Source organism: Algoriphagus aurantiacus (assembly GCF_035156405.1).
GTDB lineage: Bacteria > Bacteroidota > Bacteroidia > Cytophagales > Cyclobacteriaceae > Algoriphagus > Algoriphagus aurantiacus.
Genome location: NZ_JAXRUT010000002.1, coordinates 242817 through 258116, shown reverse-complemented (window position 1 = coordinate 258116; position 15300 = coordinate 242817). Strand labels below are relative to the sequence as shown.

The 15300-nt window shown below is 39.2% G+C and carries 14 protein-coding genes and 1 tRNA gene; 12 read left to right on the top strand and 3 right to left on the bottom strand.

What is annotated here, in order from left to right; all coding sequences use genetic code 11:
- Positions 1-3: 3 nt before the first annotated feature.
- The 6 genes from infC to SYJ56_RS02980 all read left to right on the top strand — a co-directional run bounded on the left by infC (position 4) and on the right by SYJ56_RS02980 (position 5900).
- Positions 4-558, top strand: coding sequence for a translation initiation factor IF-3 (gene infC / locus SYJ56_RS03005; protein ID WP_323832147.1), 555 nt, complete (start codon positions 4-6; stop codon positions 556-558).
- Between the two features lie 25 nt (positions 559-583).
- On the top strand, positions 584-778 hold the full coding sequence (gene rpmI / locus SYJ56_RS03000) for a 50S ribosomal protein L35 (RefSeq protein WP_087941465.1): 195 nt from the start codon (positions 584-586) through the stop codon (positions 776-778).
- Positions 779-888: 110 nt separating this feature from the next.
- Entirely contained in the window at positions 889-1233 is a 345-nt protein-coding gene (gene rplT, locus SYJ56_RS02995) for a 50S ribosomal protein L20 (protein WP_057936299.1), read from the top strand.
- A gap of 193 nt (positions 1234-1426) precedes the next feature.
- Positions 1427-3061 (top strand): glycoside hydrolase family 140 protein, encoded by a 1635-nt coding sequence (locus SYJ56_RS02990; protein WP_323832146.1) that lies wholly within the window; start codon positions 1427-1429, stop codon positions 3059-3061.
- A gap of 132 nt (positions 3062-3193) precedes the next feature.
- Positions 3194-4465: a carboxypeptidase-like regulatory domain-containing protein gene (locus tag SYJ56_RS02985; protein ID WP_323832145.1), complete on the top strand. Its 1272-nt coding sequence runs from the start codon at positions 3194-3196 to the stop codon at positions 4463-4465.
- A complete protein-coding gene (locus tag SYJ56_RS02980; RefSeq protein WP_323832144.1) occupies positions 4452-5900 on the top strand; it encodes a TlpA family protein disulfide reductase in 1449 nt (482 codons plus the stop codon). Before SYJ56_RS02985 ends, SYJ56_RS02980 begins: the two co-directional genes overlap by 14 nt.
- A gap of 46 nt (positions 5901-5946) precedes the next feature.
- On the opposite strand, the gene SYJ56_RS02975 is transcribed toward SYJ56_RS02980, so the two are convergent.
- The 3 genes from SYJ56_RS02975 to SYJ56_RS02965 form a co-directional block, all read right to left on the bottom strand.
- A complete protein-coding gene (locus SYJ56_RS02975; protein ID WP_323832143.1) occupies positions 5947-7263 on the bottom strand; it encodes an Nramp family divalent metal transporter in 1317 nt (438 codons plus the stop codon).
- Between the two features lie 206 nt (positions 7264-7469).
- A complete protein-coding gene (locus SYJ56_RS02970) occupies positions 7470-7730 on the bottom strand; it encodes a GIY-YIG nuclease family protein (RefSeq protein ID WP_323832142.1) in 261 nt (86 codons plus the stop codon).
- Between the two features lie 153 nt (positions 7731-7883).
- Positions 7884-7957 (bottom strand) — tRNA-Met (locus SYJ56_RS02965).
- A 452-nt stretch (positions 7958-8409) separates the two neighbouring features.
- On the opposite strand from SYJ56_RS02965, the gene SYJ56_RS02960 reads away from it, so the two are divergent.
- The 6 genes from SYJ56_RS02960 (at position 8410) to trxB (ending at position 15297) form a co-directional block, all read left to right on the top strand.
- Positions 8410-8805 carry an START-like domain-containing protein gene (locus SYJ56_RS02960; protein WP_323822533.1) on the top strand — a complete coding sequence of 132 codons (396 nt, stop codon included), beginning with the start codon at positions 8410-8412 and terminating at the stop codon, positions 8803-8805.
- Between the two features lie 71 nt (positions 8806-8876).
- Positions 8877-10661, top strand: a complete 1785-nt coding sequence (locus SYJ56_RS02955; protein WP_323832141.1) for an LptF/LptG family permease — start codon at positions 8877-8879, stop codon at positions 10659-10661.
- A 60-nt stretch (positions 10662-10721) separates the two neighbouring features.
- On the top strand, positions 10722-10997 hold the full coding sequence (gene rpsO / locus SYJ56_RS02950; RefSeq protein WP_057936311.1) for a 30S ribosomal protein S15: 276 nt from the start codon (positions 10722-10724) through the stop codon (positions 10995-10997).
- Between the two features lie 98 nt (positions 10998-11095).
- Positions 11096-13237 (top strand): polyribonucleotide nucleotidyltransferase, encoded by a 2142-nt coding sequence (pnp, locus tag SYJ56_RS02945; protein WP_323832140.1) that lies wholly within the window; start codon positions 11096-11098, stop codon positions 13235-13237.
- Positions 13238-13304: 67 nt separating this feature from the next.
- The gene (locus SYJ56_RS02940) at positions 13305-14168 is read left to right on the top strand and encodes a sigma-70 family RNA polymerase sigma factor (RefSeq protein WP_057936313.1); all 864 of its coding nucleotides are present in this window, start codon (positions 13305-13307) and stop codon (positions 14166-14168) included.
- Positions 14169-14352: 184 nt separating this feature from the next.
- The gene (trxB, locus tag SYJ56_RS02935; RefSeq protein WP_323832139.1) at positions 14353-15297 is read left to right on the top strand and encodes a thioredoxin-disulfide reductase; all 945 of its coding nucleotides are present in this window, start codon (positions 14353-14355) and stop codon (positions 15295-15297) included.
- The last annotated feature ends 3 nt before the right edge of the window (positions 15298-15300 follow it).

The window sequence follows — 15300 nt, the reverse complement described above, 5'->3', positions numbered from 1 at the left end:
AACTTGAGAAACCAAAGACAACCCTATAGAGGTAGACAGGAAGAGCCTTATAAAGTAAACCACAAAATCAGAGCACGTGAAGTAAGACTGGTTGGAGATTTCGTCGAAGGCGGTAACGCATTACTTCCGCTCGAAAAAGCCATCAAACTCGCACAGGAAAATGACTTGGATCTTGTAGAGATTTCTCCGAATGTTGAACCTCCAGTTTGTAAGATCCTTGACTACGCAAAGTTTAAGTACGAGCAGAAAAAGAAGCAAAAGGAGATCAAATCCAATGCTGCGAAGATTGTTTTGAAAGAAATCAGATTCGGACCGAATACAGATGAGCATGATTATAACTTCAAACTGAAGCATGCAATCAACTTCCTCAAAGAAGGCGCAAAAGTAAAGGCTTACGTACATTTCGTAGGCCGTAGCATTGTCTTTAAGGAAAGAGGAGAGATGCTTCTTCTGAAATTTGCTCAGGCGCTGGCCGAATATGGTGCAGTAGAGCAGCTTCCAAAAATGGAAGGAAAGAGAATGAACATCTTCATCGCTCCGAAGGCAGGAAAGAAATAAATTTCAACTAAATAAATACAGCAAAATGCCAAAGGTAAAAACCAAATCCAGTGCAAAGAAGAGGTTCGCTTTAACGGGAACCGGCAAAATCAAAAGGAAACACGCTTTCAAAAGCCACATCCTGACTAAGAAAGCTACCAAAAGAAAGAGAAACTTGACCAAAACAGGTCTTGTTCACGAATCTGATGAGGGTAGAGTAAGAGACATGTTGAGAATCTGATTTTCGACAGTAGCTTAAAAATCAATTAATTAAGGTTTATTTATTCACCAGGCACATTGGTTTAAAGATTCCGGTAATTCGGGACACCATGCGTCAAAAAACAAAACACTATGCCTAGATCGGTAAACGCGGTAGCGTCCAGAGCAAGAAGAAAAAAAGTGCTTAAAGCCACAAGAGGTTATTTCGGAAGAGGTAGCAACGTATGGACAGTAGCCAAAAATAAGTATGAGAAAGGTCTTCAGTATGCGTACAGAGATCGTAAAGCGAAGAAAAGAGAATTCAGAGCTTTGTGGATTCAGCGTATCAACGCAGGTGCTAGACAGCACGGCGTATCCTATTCTCAATTAATGGGATTATTGAAGAAAGGTGAGATCGAACTTAACCGTAAGGTTTTGGCAGATTTGGCCATGAATCACCCTGAAGCATTTAAAGCTGTAGTTGAAAGAGTAAAATAAGGTTGCACTGTCTTATTTTATTGGAAGCCTTCCCTCGGGAAGGCTTTTTTTTATGTTTAACCACAGGAGAGTACACAGATTAGATGAGGTTTTTTTTGGCTGATCGTCGCCTGCCAAAATGCATGAAGGTGAAGCTTGTAAATTTTACTATCTTAATTCTTTTAAAATGATACTATAAGTGAAACTTCAGCCTATGAAAGTTTTTAAAATATTTTTGGCGCTTGCATTCTCCATTTTCCACCACTTTGCTTTCAGCCAAACGGCTAAATACGATAGGTTTGAACGAGTGTTCATGAGTACGAAGGACTATTCAAATGCACTATATGATGTCAGCACCTTCGATATCACTTTTATATCTCCATCAGGTCAGGAGAAAACCGTAAGAGGCTTTTGGGACGGGGGAAAAACCTGGAAAGTCAGATTTATGCCCAATGAAGTAGGAACTTGGAGCTTTAAAACTATCTCTTCTGATAAAAATAACGCAGGTCTGCACGAAGTCAGCGACACATTTGAATGCATAGCCAATCAAAGCGAACTGGACATCTATCAACTCGGCACCCTTATCCAACCCAAAGGTACTTATCACCTAAGCCATGCTGATGGAACTCCATTTTTCTGGACTGCCTGTACGGCTTGGAATGGCGCTCTGAAATCAACCGATGAGGAATGGGAGTATTACTTGAGTCATAGAAAAGAGCATAATTATAACACAATTCAGCTAGTCACTACGCAGTGGAGAGGAGGATCAACCAATGCAGAAGGAAATGTCGCATTTACCGGATCAGGAAAGATCACACTCGATCCAACATTTTTTTTCGAACGTATTGATCAGAAAATTGAAGAAGCCAATAAAAAGGGATTATTAGTCTCACCGGTGATTTTATGGGCGCTACCTTTCGGGGAGGGGTCAGAATTTAGTCCTGGCTATTATTTACCCATCCGAGAAGCGGTATTGCTGGCCAACTATATCGTGGCAAGATATCAAGGAAACCATGTGCTTTGGACGCTCGGTGGTGATGGAAAATATTACGGTGATTTGGAAGACAGATGGAAATCAATAGGTTCTCAGGTATTTGGTGCGGGAAAGCATCAAGGTTTAGTCACACTACATCCTCATGGAATATCCTGGCTGGGAGACCTGTATGAAGATCAAGATTGGTATGATGTAATCACCTATCAATCTTCTCATTCGAATCAAGCCAATACAGTTAACTGGATCAATAAGGGCCCAATTGCAGACCGTTGGAGCAAACTTCGCCCTATGCCTATTATAAATACCGAGCCCAACTATGAGGAAATAAATTTTAAAATCACTGCTAAAGATGTACGAAACGCTTCTTATTGGAGCATATTTGCTGCTCCGATTTCGGGGATAACTTACGGAGCAAATGGGATATGGCCTTGGCTAAGAGAGGGAGAAGAAATAGAAAATCATGAACCATCCGAAGGAACGCATACTTGGAAGGAAAGCATAGATTTTGATGGAAGCCATCAGATAGGTTATTTACATGAATTTATCAGCAACTTTAACTGGTGGGAATTGAAGCCTGCAAATGAATTGCTAGTTAATCAGCCTGGAGATAAGGTTTATAATCACTTTGTGTCCGTAGTGGCAAATGAGGATAAATCAACCATTTTAATTTATTCTCCAACCAATCAGCCTATAATGCTATTTTCAATTGACGATATTAGATACAATGCTCGTTGGTTTGATCCTATCAACAATAGGTATTTGGATGGAGAAGCACCTCAAAAAAGTCATATTCTTGAGTTTGAAAATCCTTTGGAGCAGGATATGGTACTGGTGTTGGAGAGAGCAGATTTATAATCCAGGATTTTAAATAAATGTACGTGGGTAATTTTTGTGTGCATTCAAAAGATTTTCTATACATCGGATGGCTTTTTGGATGTTAGACTATCTTTTTATTGATAATACTCTGACTTTTTATTTTATTAGGTGATGCGATTTTTAGTATTCTCTGTCTTTTTTCTTTGGGTTCATTTTGTAGCCGCACAAAATCAGCAAGCAAATAGCATTTCCGGTGTCGTCATAGACAAGGAAGATTCCTCTCTTGTCCAATTTGCATACCTGTACCTAAAGAACTACCCTGATTTTTCAGCTTTGGCAGATGAGCGAGGAGAGTTTAAGTTCTTTTTCCCTTCTCAGTTCATGGATGAAATTGTAGTGATCTCTTCTATTGGATATGAAAAGAAGGAAGTGTCAATCTCTTCGCTAGCAAAAACGAGGAACACACTCAAGCTTCAAAGGCAATTACTTTCTTTGAATGAAGTGACAGTGATGCCTGAAGATAATTCTATGGAGGAGATGATTTCGAAAGCGATTGATAATATCCCCAAAAACTATCCAGACAATCGTCACCAACTGAGAGGATTTTACAGAAAAGTATCTACGAATTACGAGGAGTTTACAAAGCTCGTAGAGGCAGCTGTGTTGGTAGAGGATGTTAGCTATAAAAAGGATGGATTGTCACTTCGAATTAAGCTTGAATCGCTACGACAAAGCGACGAATTGGGTGAGGTTGATTCTTCCATGTCAATACTGAAGCAGCGAATTAGAGAGCATATTAAATCAACAGGAAGTACACTCGGATCATCAAACCAAATTATTAAAACCTATCAACATAATAATGGATTTCGAGGTGATGCTTACAATTCCAAAACTTGGTTTGGGAAAGACGGGGATCGATTTATGGGTATTCCAGAGTTGCCAACATACCGGAGATTTATGGGAGAGGAGATTGTGGGAAATGACACGATTTATCAAATAGCATTCAGCACTAAAGATCCTCCAAATGGGAGCAGCTATTTGAAAATAAACAGTAGAAACCATGCAATTGTTGAATATCAAATTAGTTATCAATCAGGTGAGTATCAGACTTTCGCGAAGTTTAGGGAAGTCGATGGAGTCTATTATCCGGAAATGATTCGCAACAAGGAATTAAGATTGATAAATCGTGACGTGGGCATACATCAAATGGATATCAGTACTATCTGGTTTGATGTTCCTATGACTGAGGATTTGAAAAAGATTCGAGCGAAAGATGCACTTGGCAGAGATGAAGAAGTGGAAAATAACAAATATGAACTTGATTCAAGTTTTTGGAAAACCTATAATTTCATCAGAAACCATCGGCTGGATTCAGCTATTTTAAGAAGTTTGGAAAAGGATAGAAGTCTGGAACACCAATTTAAGCGCAATGCAAAAGACTAATATCAATGTTTATTTCATGTGCTTTTTTCTGGGACTTATTGGTCTTTGTTCCTGCAATTCTGAAGAAAAGGGAGAGAGCAGAATATACTCTGTTGGGCCAGGCCAAATTGTATTGGTTTTTGAAGATAGTGTCACACAGCAGTTTTTTCAGCGACGGAAGGCAATAATCAAGTATTTAGATGATAATCAGCTTACTGTAGAAATCTCATTTAATCCTGAAACTGATTTTGTACTAAATACTTCAAAAGAATCACTTGATTTAGTTTATCGAGACAATAGCCAAGTAGAGTTCACTTTTTTTCTCGAAAAGGGAGATTCTATTCTAATCCAAGAGAAAGACAAAAAGCCATGGCTTACTTCCATCAGCAAAGAGCGCTCACCTTACGATTACAATCTGGAATTACTTAGAAATACTGAGCTATATGGTAAATCCCATTCAAAAGCCCAGGATTTCTACTTTTTGTGGAATGAGACAAAGGCGTTTCCCTTCGAATTGGAAACTAATGAGGATCTGAAAAGAATCAAAGATGAAGCCATGCAGGGATTTCGAAGAGAGCTGGATTGGCTGGATTCCCTAGCGAATGCCGGTTTAATTACTGAAGAATTTAAAGCTTTCTACGATTCTAAAAATGGATTGGAGCGCACGAAATTGGAAGCACACGATCCTGAAAATTTGGTTATCAATACCCAAATGTCTATCAGTTCAATTCTAGAAATAGATGATTCTCAGCTAGGCAACAGAGTGTATTTGGATGAGTTTTCTGACCTGATATTAGCCAATCAAACTCAGCTTCAATCAAGGGTATTAATTGATTCACTGATTGCTGGAAATGAGTTGAATTACCAGGAAAAATCACTACTCTTTCATTATTTACAAAAGGAAATCCCACATTTATCCTTTAAGGAAGCAGATGAAATTCTTGAGCGATATGGAGACCGATTGGATAATCCAGCCCAGCTACTTTATCTGAATTCTTCTAACCAAGGCCTCATAGATCTGAATCCAGATGTTGAATTGATGGGGCTGCAAAAAAGCTTCAGCAGCTTTGAAGAGCTTTTAGACCAAAAAAAAGGAAATTACTTATACATTGATCTTTGGGCAGCTTGGTGCCTCCCTTGTATCAAAGCATTCCCTGCAACGCTAGCTTTAAATGAATCCTATAAAAGCAAAGGAGTAGAAGTGATATTTTTATCAGTTGATGATAAATATAAGTTTTGGGAGGAGGTCGCTGTGAAATATGATATCGCAATTCCAGAGCAATCTTTTGTCGCCATAAACAAAGAAGAATCTGAATATCTAAAAGCACTGGATGTAGCGCGGATTCCAAGGTATTTGATTTTTGATCCCAAGGGGAAATTAATACATCCAAATGCTCCTAGGCCAGAAAGCGATGAGATAAGATCATTTTTAGAAAAGATTACCAATCCGGATTGAATTCTTCCAGGATAGAATAAGCTTATAATTTATAGCTGTTTTTGCGTTAGAAAAGCTTTACAATTCCATACACCGATACTAATCCAATAGAGAGAACGCTCAGCCAAAATAGGATAGTTGTTATTATTCCGGAAGCCAGATTTAATGGGCTATTTTTAAATCGAAACTGAACTGCGGCATACACGACCAGTATAAGAAGGACAGATCCAACTACGCCACCAGATAAAACCATAAATGCGGGAAGCTTCACAAAGGCAAAGGCAATTGCCCACAAAACCGGCAAAACCCAGGCTAAAAGGGCAACCCAGGTTTTTCTGGTTTTCAGGTCTTCATAAGCTATCCAACCCAACTCTCCGAAAATGTCAGGGAATAATCTTGTCCAATAGGCCAGCGTTGCAAAGACACTTGAAAATAGCACAAAAAATGCTCCTGTTATATAAGCAAGTCTGGCACTTCCTCCCAATGTTTGTGTGTAAATATTGGCTAAGGTTTCTATCAAGTGATTGCCACTAGGTATATCTTCATTGCCGTGTAGAATGGAAGCTCCCAATAAATAAAATGCAGCGGTGACTAAGGTATAAATAATCATTGCTACGATGGCATCCAAATACATGATTTTTATCCAGCCATTAGCTCGCTCTTCCCATTCCTTACTCCCATCATTTTCACCTGCAAATTTGGCATAACCCTTCTCAAGGCACCAATAGGTGTAGGCTATTATTTCGTCACTGGCAACCCCAGTAATTCCAAATGCTCCAATTGCCACAAAAATCAATTCTGATGGCAACTCAAAAGTCAACCCGCTAAGTACATCCGATATAGTAAATGCAAATGGACTATAACTGACTGCCATCACAGATGCAAGCGTAAAAATTGTAAAGCCAAAAACCAAAAACATAGATGTTCGCTCTACTATACTGTAGTAATTTCTATAAATCAATAGACTGGTAACTGCTCCCAAGATGAATGCTAATAAAATAGGAGAGAGTTGCGGAATTAGCATACTTAGTGCGATCGCTGCCCCGCCAATCATCCCGCCTAGTTGTATTATTTTGAAGAGCGTTAATAAAAATGTGCTCCAGACTGCCCAGTTTTTTGGTCCCGGCAATAAGGAGAAAGATGTCATAAGCGGCTTCCCAGTGATGATCGCATTTTTCCCAAATTCCAATTGGATAGCCACTTTTATTAGGCAACTAACAAGAATGATCCAAAACGTAACAAATCCGCCCTCTGCTCCAAGTACGGTTGTGGCAATTAATTCCCCTGATCCAACGATGGAAGCTGAAAGGATAAATCCAGGTCCCAGAAACTTGAGTTTTTCAAAAATGGAGGTAGGTGGATTCTTTATTTCGGACGAAGTCATCCCCTAAAAATAGGGAAATATATTTCCGCAAGATATAGGGCAGTATAACTGTGAATGAAGCGACCTCTTTTGACTTTATTTCCTATTATAAAGAAAAAGGCTTCCGTTTCCGAAAGCTCCCGAAAGCATTCGGGACGAGAAGGAGATTTGAATTTACCTGCCGGAGGTTGGCTCCCGTCCGACGCGGCGGATATGAATCCTGAGTTCTAAGTGAAGTCAGGTAGAAAAATTTTCTTAATCCATTCCCTTCCTTTGCCTGATTTAAGTTCTTTTTCTCGCTTCATGGCATCTTTTTTAAGCTGGAAGAATTCAACATAAATAACAATCCATGGTCTGTATCGCAGCGTAAATCCTTTGGTGGACTTAGAATTATGAAAATGGAATCTAGTAATTAAGTCAGAAGTCATTCCTGTATAGGTTCTGCCTGATGATCTGGAAAAAAGAACATACACGACGAATTCATCCATATACAAAAATAAAAAAAGGCTTCCATTTCTGAAAGCCTTTAGTAGCGAGAGGGAGATTTGAACTCCCGTCCGCCGCGGCGGATATGAATCCTACGCTACTAAGATTATACACTTCTGATAAAAGAAAAAGGCTTCCATTTCTGAAAGCCTTTGTAGCGAGAGGGAGATTTGAACTCCCGACCTCAGGGTTATGAATCCTGCGCTCTAACCAACTGAGCTACCTCGCCAAATATAATTTCATTTCAATATTTCAATTGGGAGATTGAACTCCCGTCCGCCGCGGCGGATATGAATCCTGCGCTCTAACCAACTGAGCTACCTCGCCAAATATAATTTCATTTCAATATTTCAATTGGGAGATTGAACTCCCGTTCGCCGCGGCGGATATGAATCCTGCTCCCGATAGCCATCGGGATACCTCGCCAGATATATTTAATGTTGGTTGAATTACTTCAAGAAGTTTCTAAAATATCAGAAACATTTTTTGGGTATTGATTTTTGAAATTAATGCCTATATTAAAGCACAATCATCCGTCAATTGAATTAGTTGACAACCGTTTATTATCAACCCCGAAACCTCCCTTTCGAATGGGAATGCAAATATGAGGTCTTGTAGTGTGAAATGCAAGTTGAGGTTCTTTAAAAAAATGATTTTTTACATAGTGTAAAAGTGATTATCATGGTTAAAAACAAGTTTGTGGCTGATTATCAAATCAATGCCTCCAAAAAGATAGTATTCCATTATTTGAGTACTGCGAGTGGATTAGAAGAATGGTTTGCAGATGAAGTGAAAATAAATGAGGACAAGAATTACATTTTCAATTTTGACAATGAAGATCATTATGCCCGTTTAGCTTCTCAACGTAGCAATTCCCATGTGAAATTTGAATTTTATGACCCGAAAAATCCAGACGAGTCAGATCATGCGTTCATTGAATTTAAACTGGAAGAAAACGATCTTACCCAAACGCTGTTTTTAAAAGTGATTGATTATTCAGATGTTTACGATGATGAAGAGCTAATCGCGATTTGGGAAGGCATGATCGGAAGATTGAAAGATATTATTGGTGGGTAATCTCAATTGATTTTACCAATTTTGAACTTCGCCTCCGAGGCTTCGTATTTGCCTTGTGAGCAGTTTGAATAATGAAGAAACTAGATAAACTTATACTTGGGTCATTTTTGGGCCCATTTTTATTGACTTTTATTGTCGTGGATTTCATCTTGTTGACAGTCAACATGCTGAAATACTTCGATGAGATTTTTGGGAAAGGCCTGGGTTTTTGGATCTATATGGAGCTGATTGGGTATTTCGTGATCAGCATTTCTCCCATGGCATTACCTCTAGCTGTATTACTTTCCAGTTTGATGACCTTTGGAAATCTAGGGGAGCATTTTGAGCTCACAGCCATCAAAAGTAGCGGAATCTCTTTGCTTCGTGCACTTCGGCCCATTGGAGTTTTTGTGATTGTATTATCGTTTGCAGCCTACCTTTCTAATAATTATCTGGTGCCGAAAGTAAACCTTAAGACTTTCAGTTTACTATATGATATCCGGATGAAATCCCCTGCACTGGATATCAAAGCGGGTGTTTTCTACGATGGTATTCCAGGGTATAGTATTAAGGTAAATGACAAAGTAGGAGAGTATGGGCTCAATGATATTTTGATTTATAGCCATGCCGGGGGTGAATCAGCCAACTTGGATGTCACTCTTGCTGATTCGGGTAGTATGGAGCCTTTTTTCAGCGAAAATTATATGAAGCTCACTTTGTATAACGGTATTAATTACCGTGAAGACAGACCAAGTAGAGGAATCAATAGCAAGCCTGCAGAATTTAAGCGAACGTCATTTGATAAGAATGAGATTGTGTTTGACTTGAATAATACCTTCAAACTCAACAGGACGGCGGAAGATGCATGGTCTACTAATCGCTCTATTAAAAACATTTCCCAAATTAAGGAAGGACTTGATTCAATTGGTTCATTGGTTAATGAGCAGCGCTTTCAAAATTACAGGGAAGCGGAAAGTAATTATTCCTTTTTTGCTAGAAATAGAAAGTTCAAACCTGCGGCTGATATAGCCGAACGCAAATCTTTGGATGATTCTATCAAAACACTAAAAATGAAAAGGGAAAGAGCACTTGCAGATTCTCTCGAACAGGCAAAGAATCAAATCCAAAACGACACCATTTCGGTATTAACTGATAATCCTGAAACAAGATTAATAGCATCAGATGATTCTATTGTTCCCTCTGCAAGGTCAGTCAAGGCTGCAAGTAAAATCCCTACAAATGACTCGATTCTTCTTTCATCTAAAAACAGGCAATTGGAGGAAAATAAACTTGCTGAATTAGATACTAATCGAATTGTACCTCCCAAAAAAGAACTGAAAGTACGCAGGACTGCTCCTTTGACGGATAAGGAACGTGCCCGGATTGATTCCTTAGTCACAAGTCGGAATTATAATCAGACCTCAATTACTATAGCATTGACTAGTTCAAGAAGCCTCAAGAATTCATTTGGAATTAAGAATGACCAAATCGACAATTACCAACGAGAATATAGAAGATATCAGATCTCATGGTATCAAAAATATACCCAAGCATTTGCGTGTTTTGCAATGTTTTTGATTGGTGCACCACTTGGTGCCATCATCAAAAAGGGTGGGTTGGGAATGCCTGTGCTGGTTTCTATTATTTTCTTTATTGTCTATTACATGCTCACAATTACTGGGGAGAAATGGGCAAAAGAAGGGATTGCTGACCCTTTATTTGGAACTTGGTTTTCAAATCTATGCTTACTTCCTTTTGGATTGTTTTTTGTGAAGCAGGCTAGAAAGGATGCTAGATTGTTCGAGCCGGACTTCTATGTGAATATCTGGAAAAGCATTCAGAAGCGCTTTAAAGTTCTTGTTTCAAAAGCGCATTAAGCTTTCATTTTCTCAAAATTAACCTTACCTTTGTGGTTGTTTTACAAAATTTAGCTAAACATGTATTTATCCTCAGAGATTAAAGAAGAGTTATTTAAGAATCATGGACGGTTAAAATCTGCTACTGACACAGGATCTCCTGAGTCTCAGATTGCCCTCTTTACACACAGAATCAAGCATTTGACTGAGCATTTGAAGTCAAATAAGAAGGATCACTCCTCAAGACTTGGTTTGTTGAAGCTTGTAGGTAAAAGAAGAAGCCTATTGGATTACCTTCACAAGAAAGAAATCGAGCGATACAGATCAATCATCGCCGAGCTAGGAATCAGAAAATAACCAAACTAGTAAGGTTCTCTAGAGTGAGGACCTTACTTTTTTATTTTTAAGGTTATACGAAGACTTTTATCACTAACGACGCAAACTAACAATCATTTATGTTACCGAACTTAATCACCAAGACCATCACCCTAGAAGATGGCAGAGAAATTACAATAGAAACAGGTGCATTGGCAAAGCAGGCTGATGGATCAGTAGTAGTAAAGATGGGGAAAGCTATGCTTTTGGCTACAGTAATGTCCAAGAAGGAAGCTGGAGAAGGAGTGGATTTTTTACCTATGTCTGTTGACTACCAAGAGAAATTTGCTTCCTCAGGAAAGATTCCTGGAGGATTTTTAAAGAGAGAAGGAAGACTTTCCGATTACGAAATTTTGATTAGCCGTATCGTAGATAGAGCTATTCGCCCAATTTTCCCAGATGATTACCACGCAGATACTCAGATCGCTATCACATTAATCAGTGGAGATGAGGATGTGCTTCCAGATGCATTGGCTGGTCTTGCTGCTTCTGCAGCTTTGGCTGTTTCTGATATCCCTTTCAATGGCCCTATCTCAGAAGTTCGAGTAGCGAAAATAGATGGTAAACTGAAAATCAATCCATCCCCAACAGAGTTGGAAAAAGCTTCTTTAGAATTTATCGTAGCTGGTTCGCTAGAATTCATCTTAATGGTAGAAGGTGAAGCTAATGAGATCCAAGAAGAAGAGATGCTGGAAGCAATGCAATACGCTCATGAAGAAATCAAGAGACATTGCCAAGCTCAAATCGAGCTAACCAAGCTTGTAGGCAAAGAAGTAAAAAGAGAATACAATCACGAGAAGTCTGATCCAGCACTTTTTGATAAAATGAGAGCTGATGTTTATGACAAACTTTATGCATCAGTAAGCAAACTAATCGCTAATAAATCTGAACGTTCTTCTTTGATCAAAGAAATCAAAGAAGAATTTGTAGCTAGCCTAGGCGAAGAGCATGAGTTTGAAGCAAGTTTAATTGGTCCATATTTTAGCAAAATCCATAAAGAAGCAGCTAGAAACTTGACCTTAGACGAGAAGAAAAGATTGGATGGTAGAAAACTTGACGAAGTGAGACCTATTTGGTCTGTTGTTGATTACCTGCCATCTGCTCACGGTTCTGCGGTATTTACCAGAGGAGAAACTCAATCATTGACGACCTGTACCTTAGGTACTAAGATGGACGAAATGATGGTAGATGGAGCGACCATTTCAGGTTACAATAAGTTCTATCTACATTATAATTTCCCAGGATTCTCTACCGGTGAGGTGAAAATAAACAGAGGACCAGGAAGAAGAGAAGTAGGCCATGGCAACCTTGCTATGAGAGCTTTGAAAAAGGTACTTCCTCCTGCTGATCAGAATCCATATACAATTCGTATCGTTTCGGATATTTTGGAATCTAACGGTTCGTCTTCTATGGCTACGGTTTGTGCTGGTTCATTAGCTTTGATGGATGCAGGTATTCCTATCAAATCAGCAGTAACTGGTATTGCAATGGGTATGATCTCTGATGCGAAAACCGGAAAGTACTCTATTTTATCTGATATTTTGGGAGACGAAGATCACCTAGGTGATATGGATTTCAAAGTGACTGGTACTGCGAAAGGAATCACTGCTTGTCAGATGGATTTGAAAGTAGAAGGATTGGATTACTCTGTTTTGAAAGAGGCTTTGCTTCAAGCTAAAGACGGAAGACTTCATATTTTAGATGAAATCACTAAAACACTTGCGGCGCCTAAGTCAGAATTGAAGCCACATACTCCAAGATCATTCATCATGATGATTCCAAAGGAATTGATCGGTGCAGTGATCGGGCCAGGCGGTAAAGTAATTCAGGAAATTCAGAAGGATACTGGAGCTACTATCGTGATCGAAGAAATAGACAATCAGGGTAAAATTAATATTTTCTCTGCTAATCAAGATAAACTTAATGCTGCGCTTTCACGTATCAAATCAATTGTGGCTCAGCCTGAAATAGGGGAGACTTACACTGGTAAAGTGAAAAATATTCAACCTTTTGGAGCTTTTGTGGAATTTATGCCGGGTAAGGATGGTTTACTTCATATCTCCGAGATTAAGCACGAACGTGTAGAAACTATGGATGGTGTACTTGAGCCAGGCGAAGAAATACAGGTTAAATTGATTGACGTCGATAAGAAAACTGGCAAATTTAAGCTTTCTAGAAAGGCATTATTGCCAAAACCTGAAAAACCAACACCGAGTGCATAAGGTTAATCGAAACAATTGATTAATTTGATTCTCTTAATATATTAAAATTCACAAATCATATTCCTGAATGAGGCAGCTAAAGATTAGCAAACAGATTACCAACAGAGAAAGTCAGTCCCTGGATAAATATCTTCAAGAGATTGGAAAAGTTGACCTGTTGACAGCAGATGAAGAGGTAGTTCTGGCCAAGAGAATTCGAGAAGGTGACCAATTGGCCCTCGAGAAATTAACTAAGGCCAATCTTCGATTTGTAGTATCAGTTGCCAAGCAGTACCAAAACCAAGGACTTTCTTTGGGAGATTTGATCAATGAGGGTAACCTTGGATTGATTAAAGCTGCACAGCGATTTGATGAAACTCGTGGATTTAAATTCATATCTTATGCCGTATGGTGGATTAGACAATCTATCCTTCAGGCACTGGCTGAGCAGTCTAGAATTGTTCGTCTTCCATTGAACCGTGTGGGTTCATTGAATAAGATCAGCAAGACATTCAGTGAGCTAGAGCAGAAATTTGAGCGTGAGCCTTCACCAGAAGAATTGGCAGAGGTGCTTGAAGTAACTGCGAATGAGGTAGTGGATACAATGAAGATTTCTGGTCGCCACGTATCCATGGATGCGCCATTCGTACAAGGTGAAGAAAACAGCCTATTGGATGTATTGGAAAATGACGGAGACGAAAAGCCAGATGATGGCTTGATGAATGATTCCCTTCGTAAGGAAGTTCAACGTGCACTTTCCACCTTAACGCAACGGGAGGCTGATGTAATCACACTTTACTTTGGTTTAAATGGTGAACATGCCATGACCTTGGAAGAAATAGGTGAGAAATTTAACCTTACAAGAGAGCGGGTAAGACAGATCAAAGAGAAGGCTATTCGCCGTCTCAGACATACATCCCGTAGTAAGACGCTAAAACCTTACCTCGGATAAGTAAGCAAACAATACAAGCAAGGGGGTTATTAGCCCCCTTTTTTTATTCAACATGTTTTGCCTTAGTTCTGATCGTCAGTGTAATATTTCCCCAGTGTCAAATGCTTAGGGAATTTTAACAATATGCAACTTTGTTACTAGAGTAGAATTCATAAAATTTGCCCGATTTAATACTTTACTATTAATGAAACCAGAAATTGAAAAAGTAAAAGTTTTGATCATTGGATCAGGACCTGCAGGATATACTGCAGCTATATACGCTTCTAGAGCAGGACTTTCTCCTGTACTATATACTGGCGGACAGCCAGGAGGTCAATTGACCATAACAAATGATGTTGAAAATTATCCAGGCTATCCAAACGGAGTGGCTGGCCCTGAGATGATGGAAGACTTTAGAAAACAAGCGGAACGCTTTGGTACTCAAGTAAAATATGGCTTAGCTACAAGTGTAGATTTTACTACAAAGCCACATACGGTGATCATCGATGAACAAATCACCATTCACGCAGATACGGTTTTGATTTCAACTGGTGCTTCTGCCAAGTGGCTTGGAATTGAAAGTGAAACTCGTCTGAACGGCAAAGGTGTTTCTGCATGTGCTGTTTGCGATGGTTTCTTTTTTAGAGGTCAGGAAGTTGCGATAGTTGGAGCAGGGGATACTGCTTGTGAAGAAGCCTTATACCTTTCTAACATCTGTAGTAAGGTTTATATGCTAATCCGAAAAGATGAAATGCGTGCATCTCAGATTATGCAAAAACGTGTAATAAACAATCCTAAGATCGAAGTTCTGTGGAATACAGAGACTGATGAGATACTGGGGGATGATGAGGTAAATGGGGTAAGAATCTTTAACAACAAAACAGGAGAAAAATCAGAAATCGCTATTTCTGGCTTCTTTGTTGCTATTGGTCATGAACCAAACACCGGCATATTTAAAGAGTTTATTCATATGGATGATGCCGGGTATATCAAAACTATCCCAGGAAGTACCAAAACCAATGTAGAAGGCGTTTTTGCTTGTGGAGATGCTCAAGATAACATCTACAGACAGGCAGTCACTGCGGCGGGTACCGGTTGTATGGCCGCTTTAGATGCTGAGCGCTATTTGGCAGAGTTCGAGAATGATTAAACC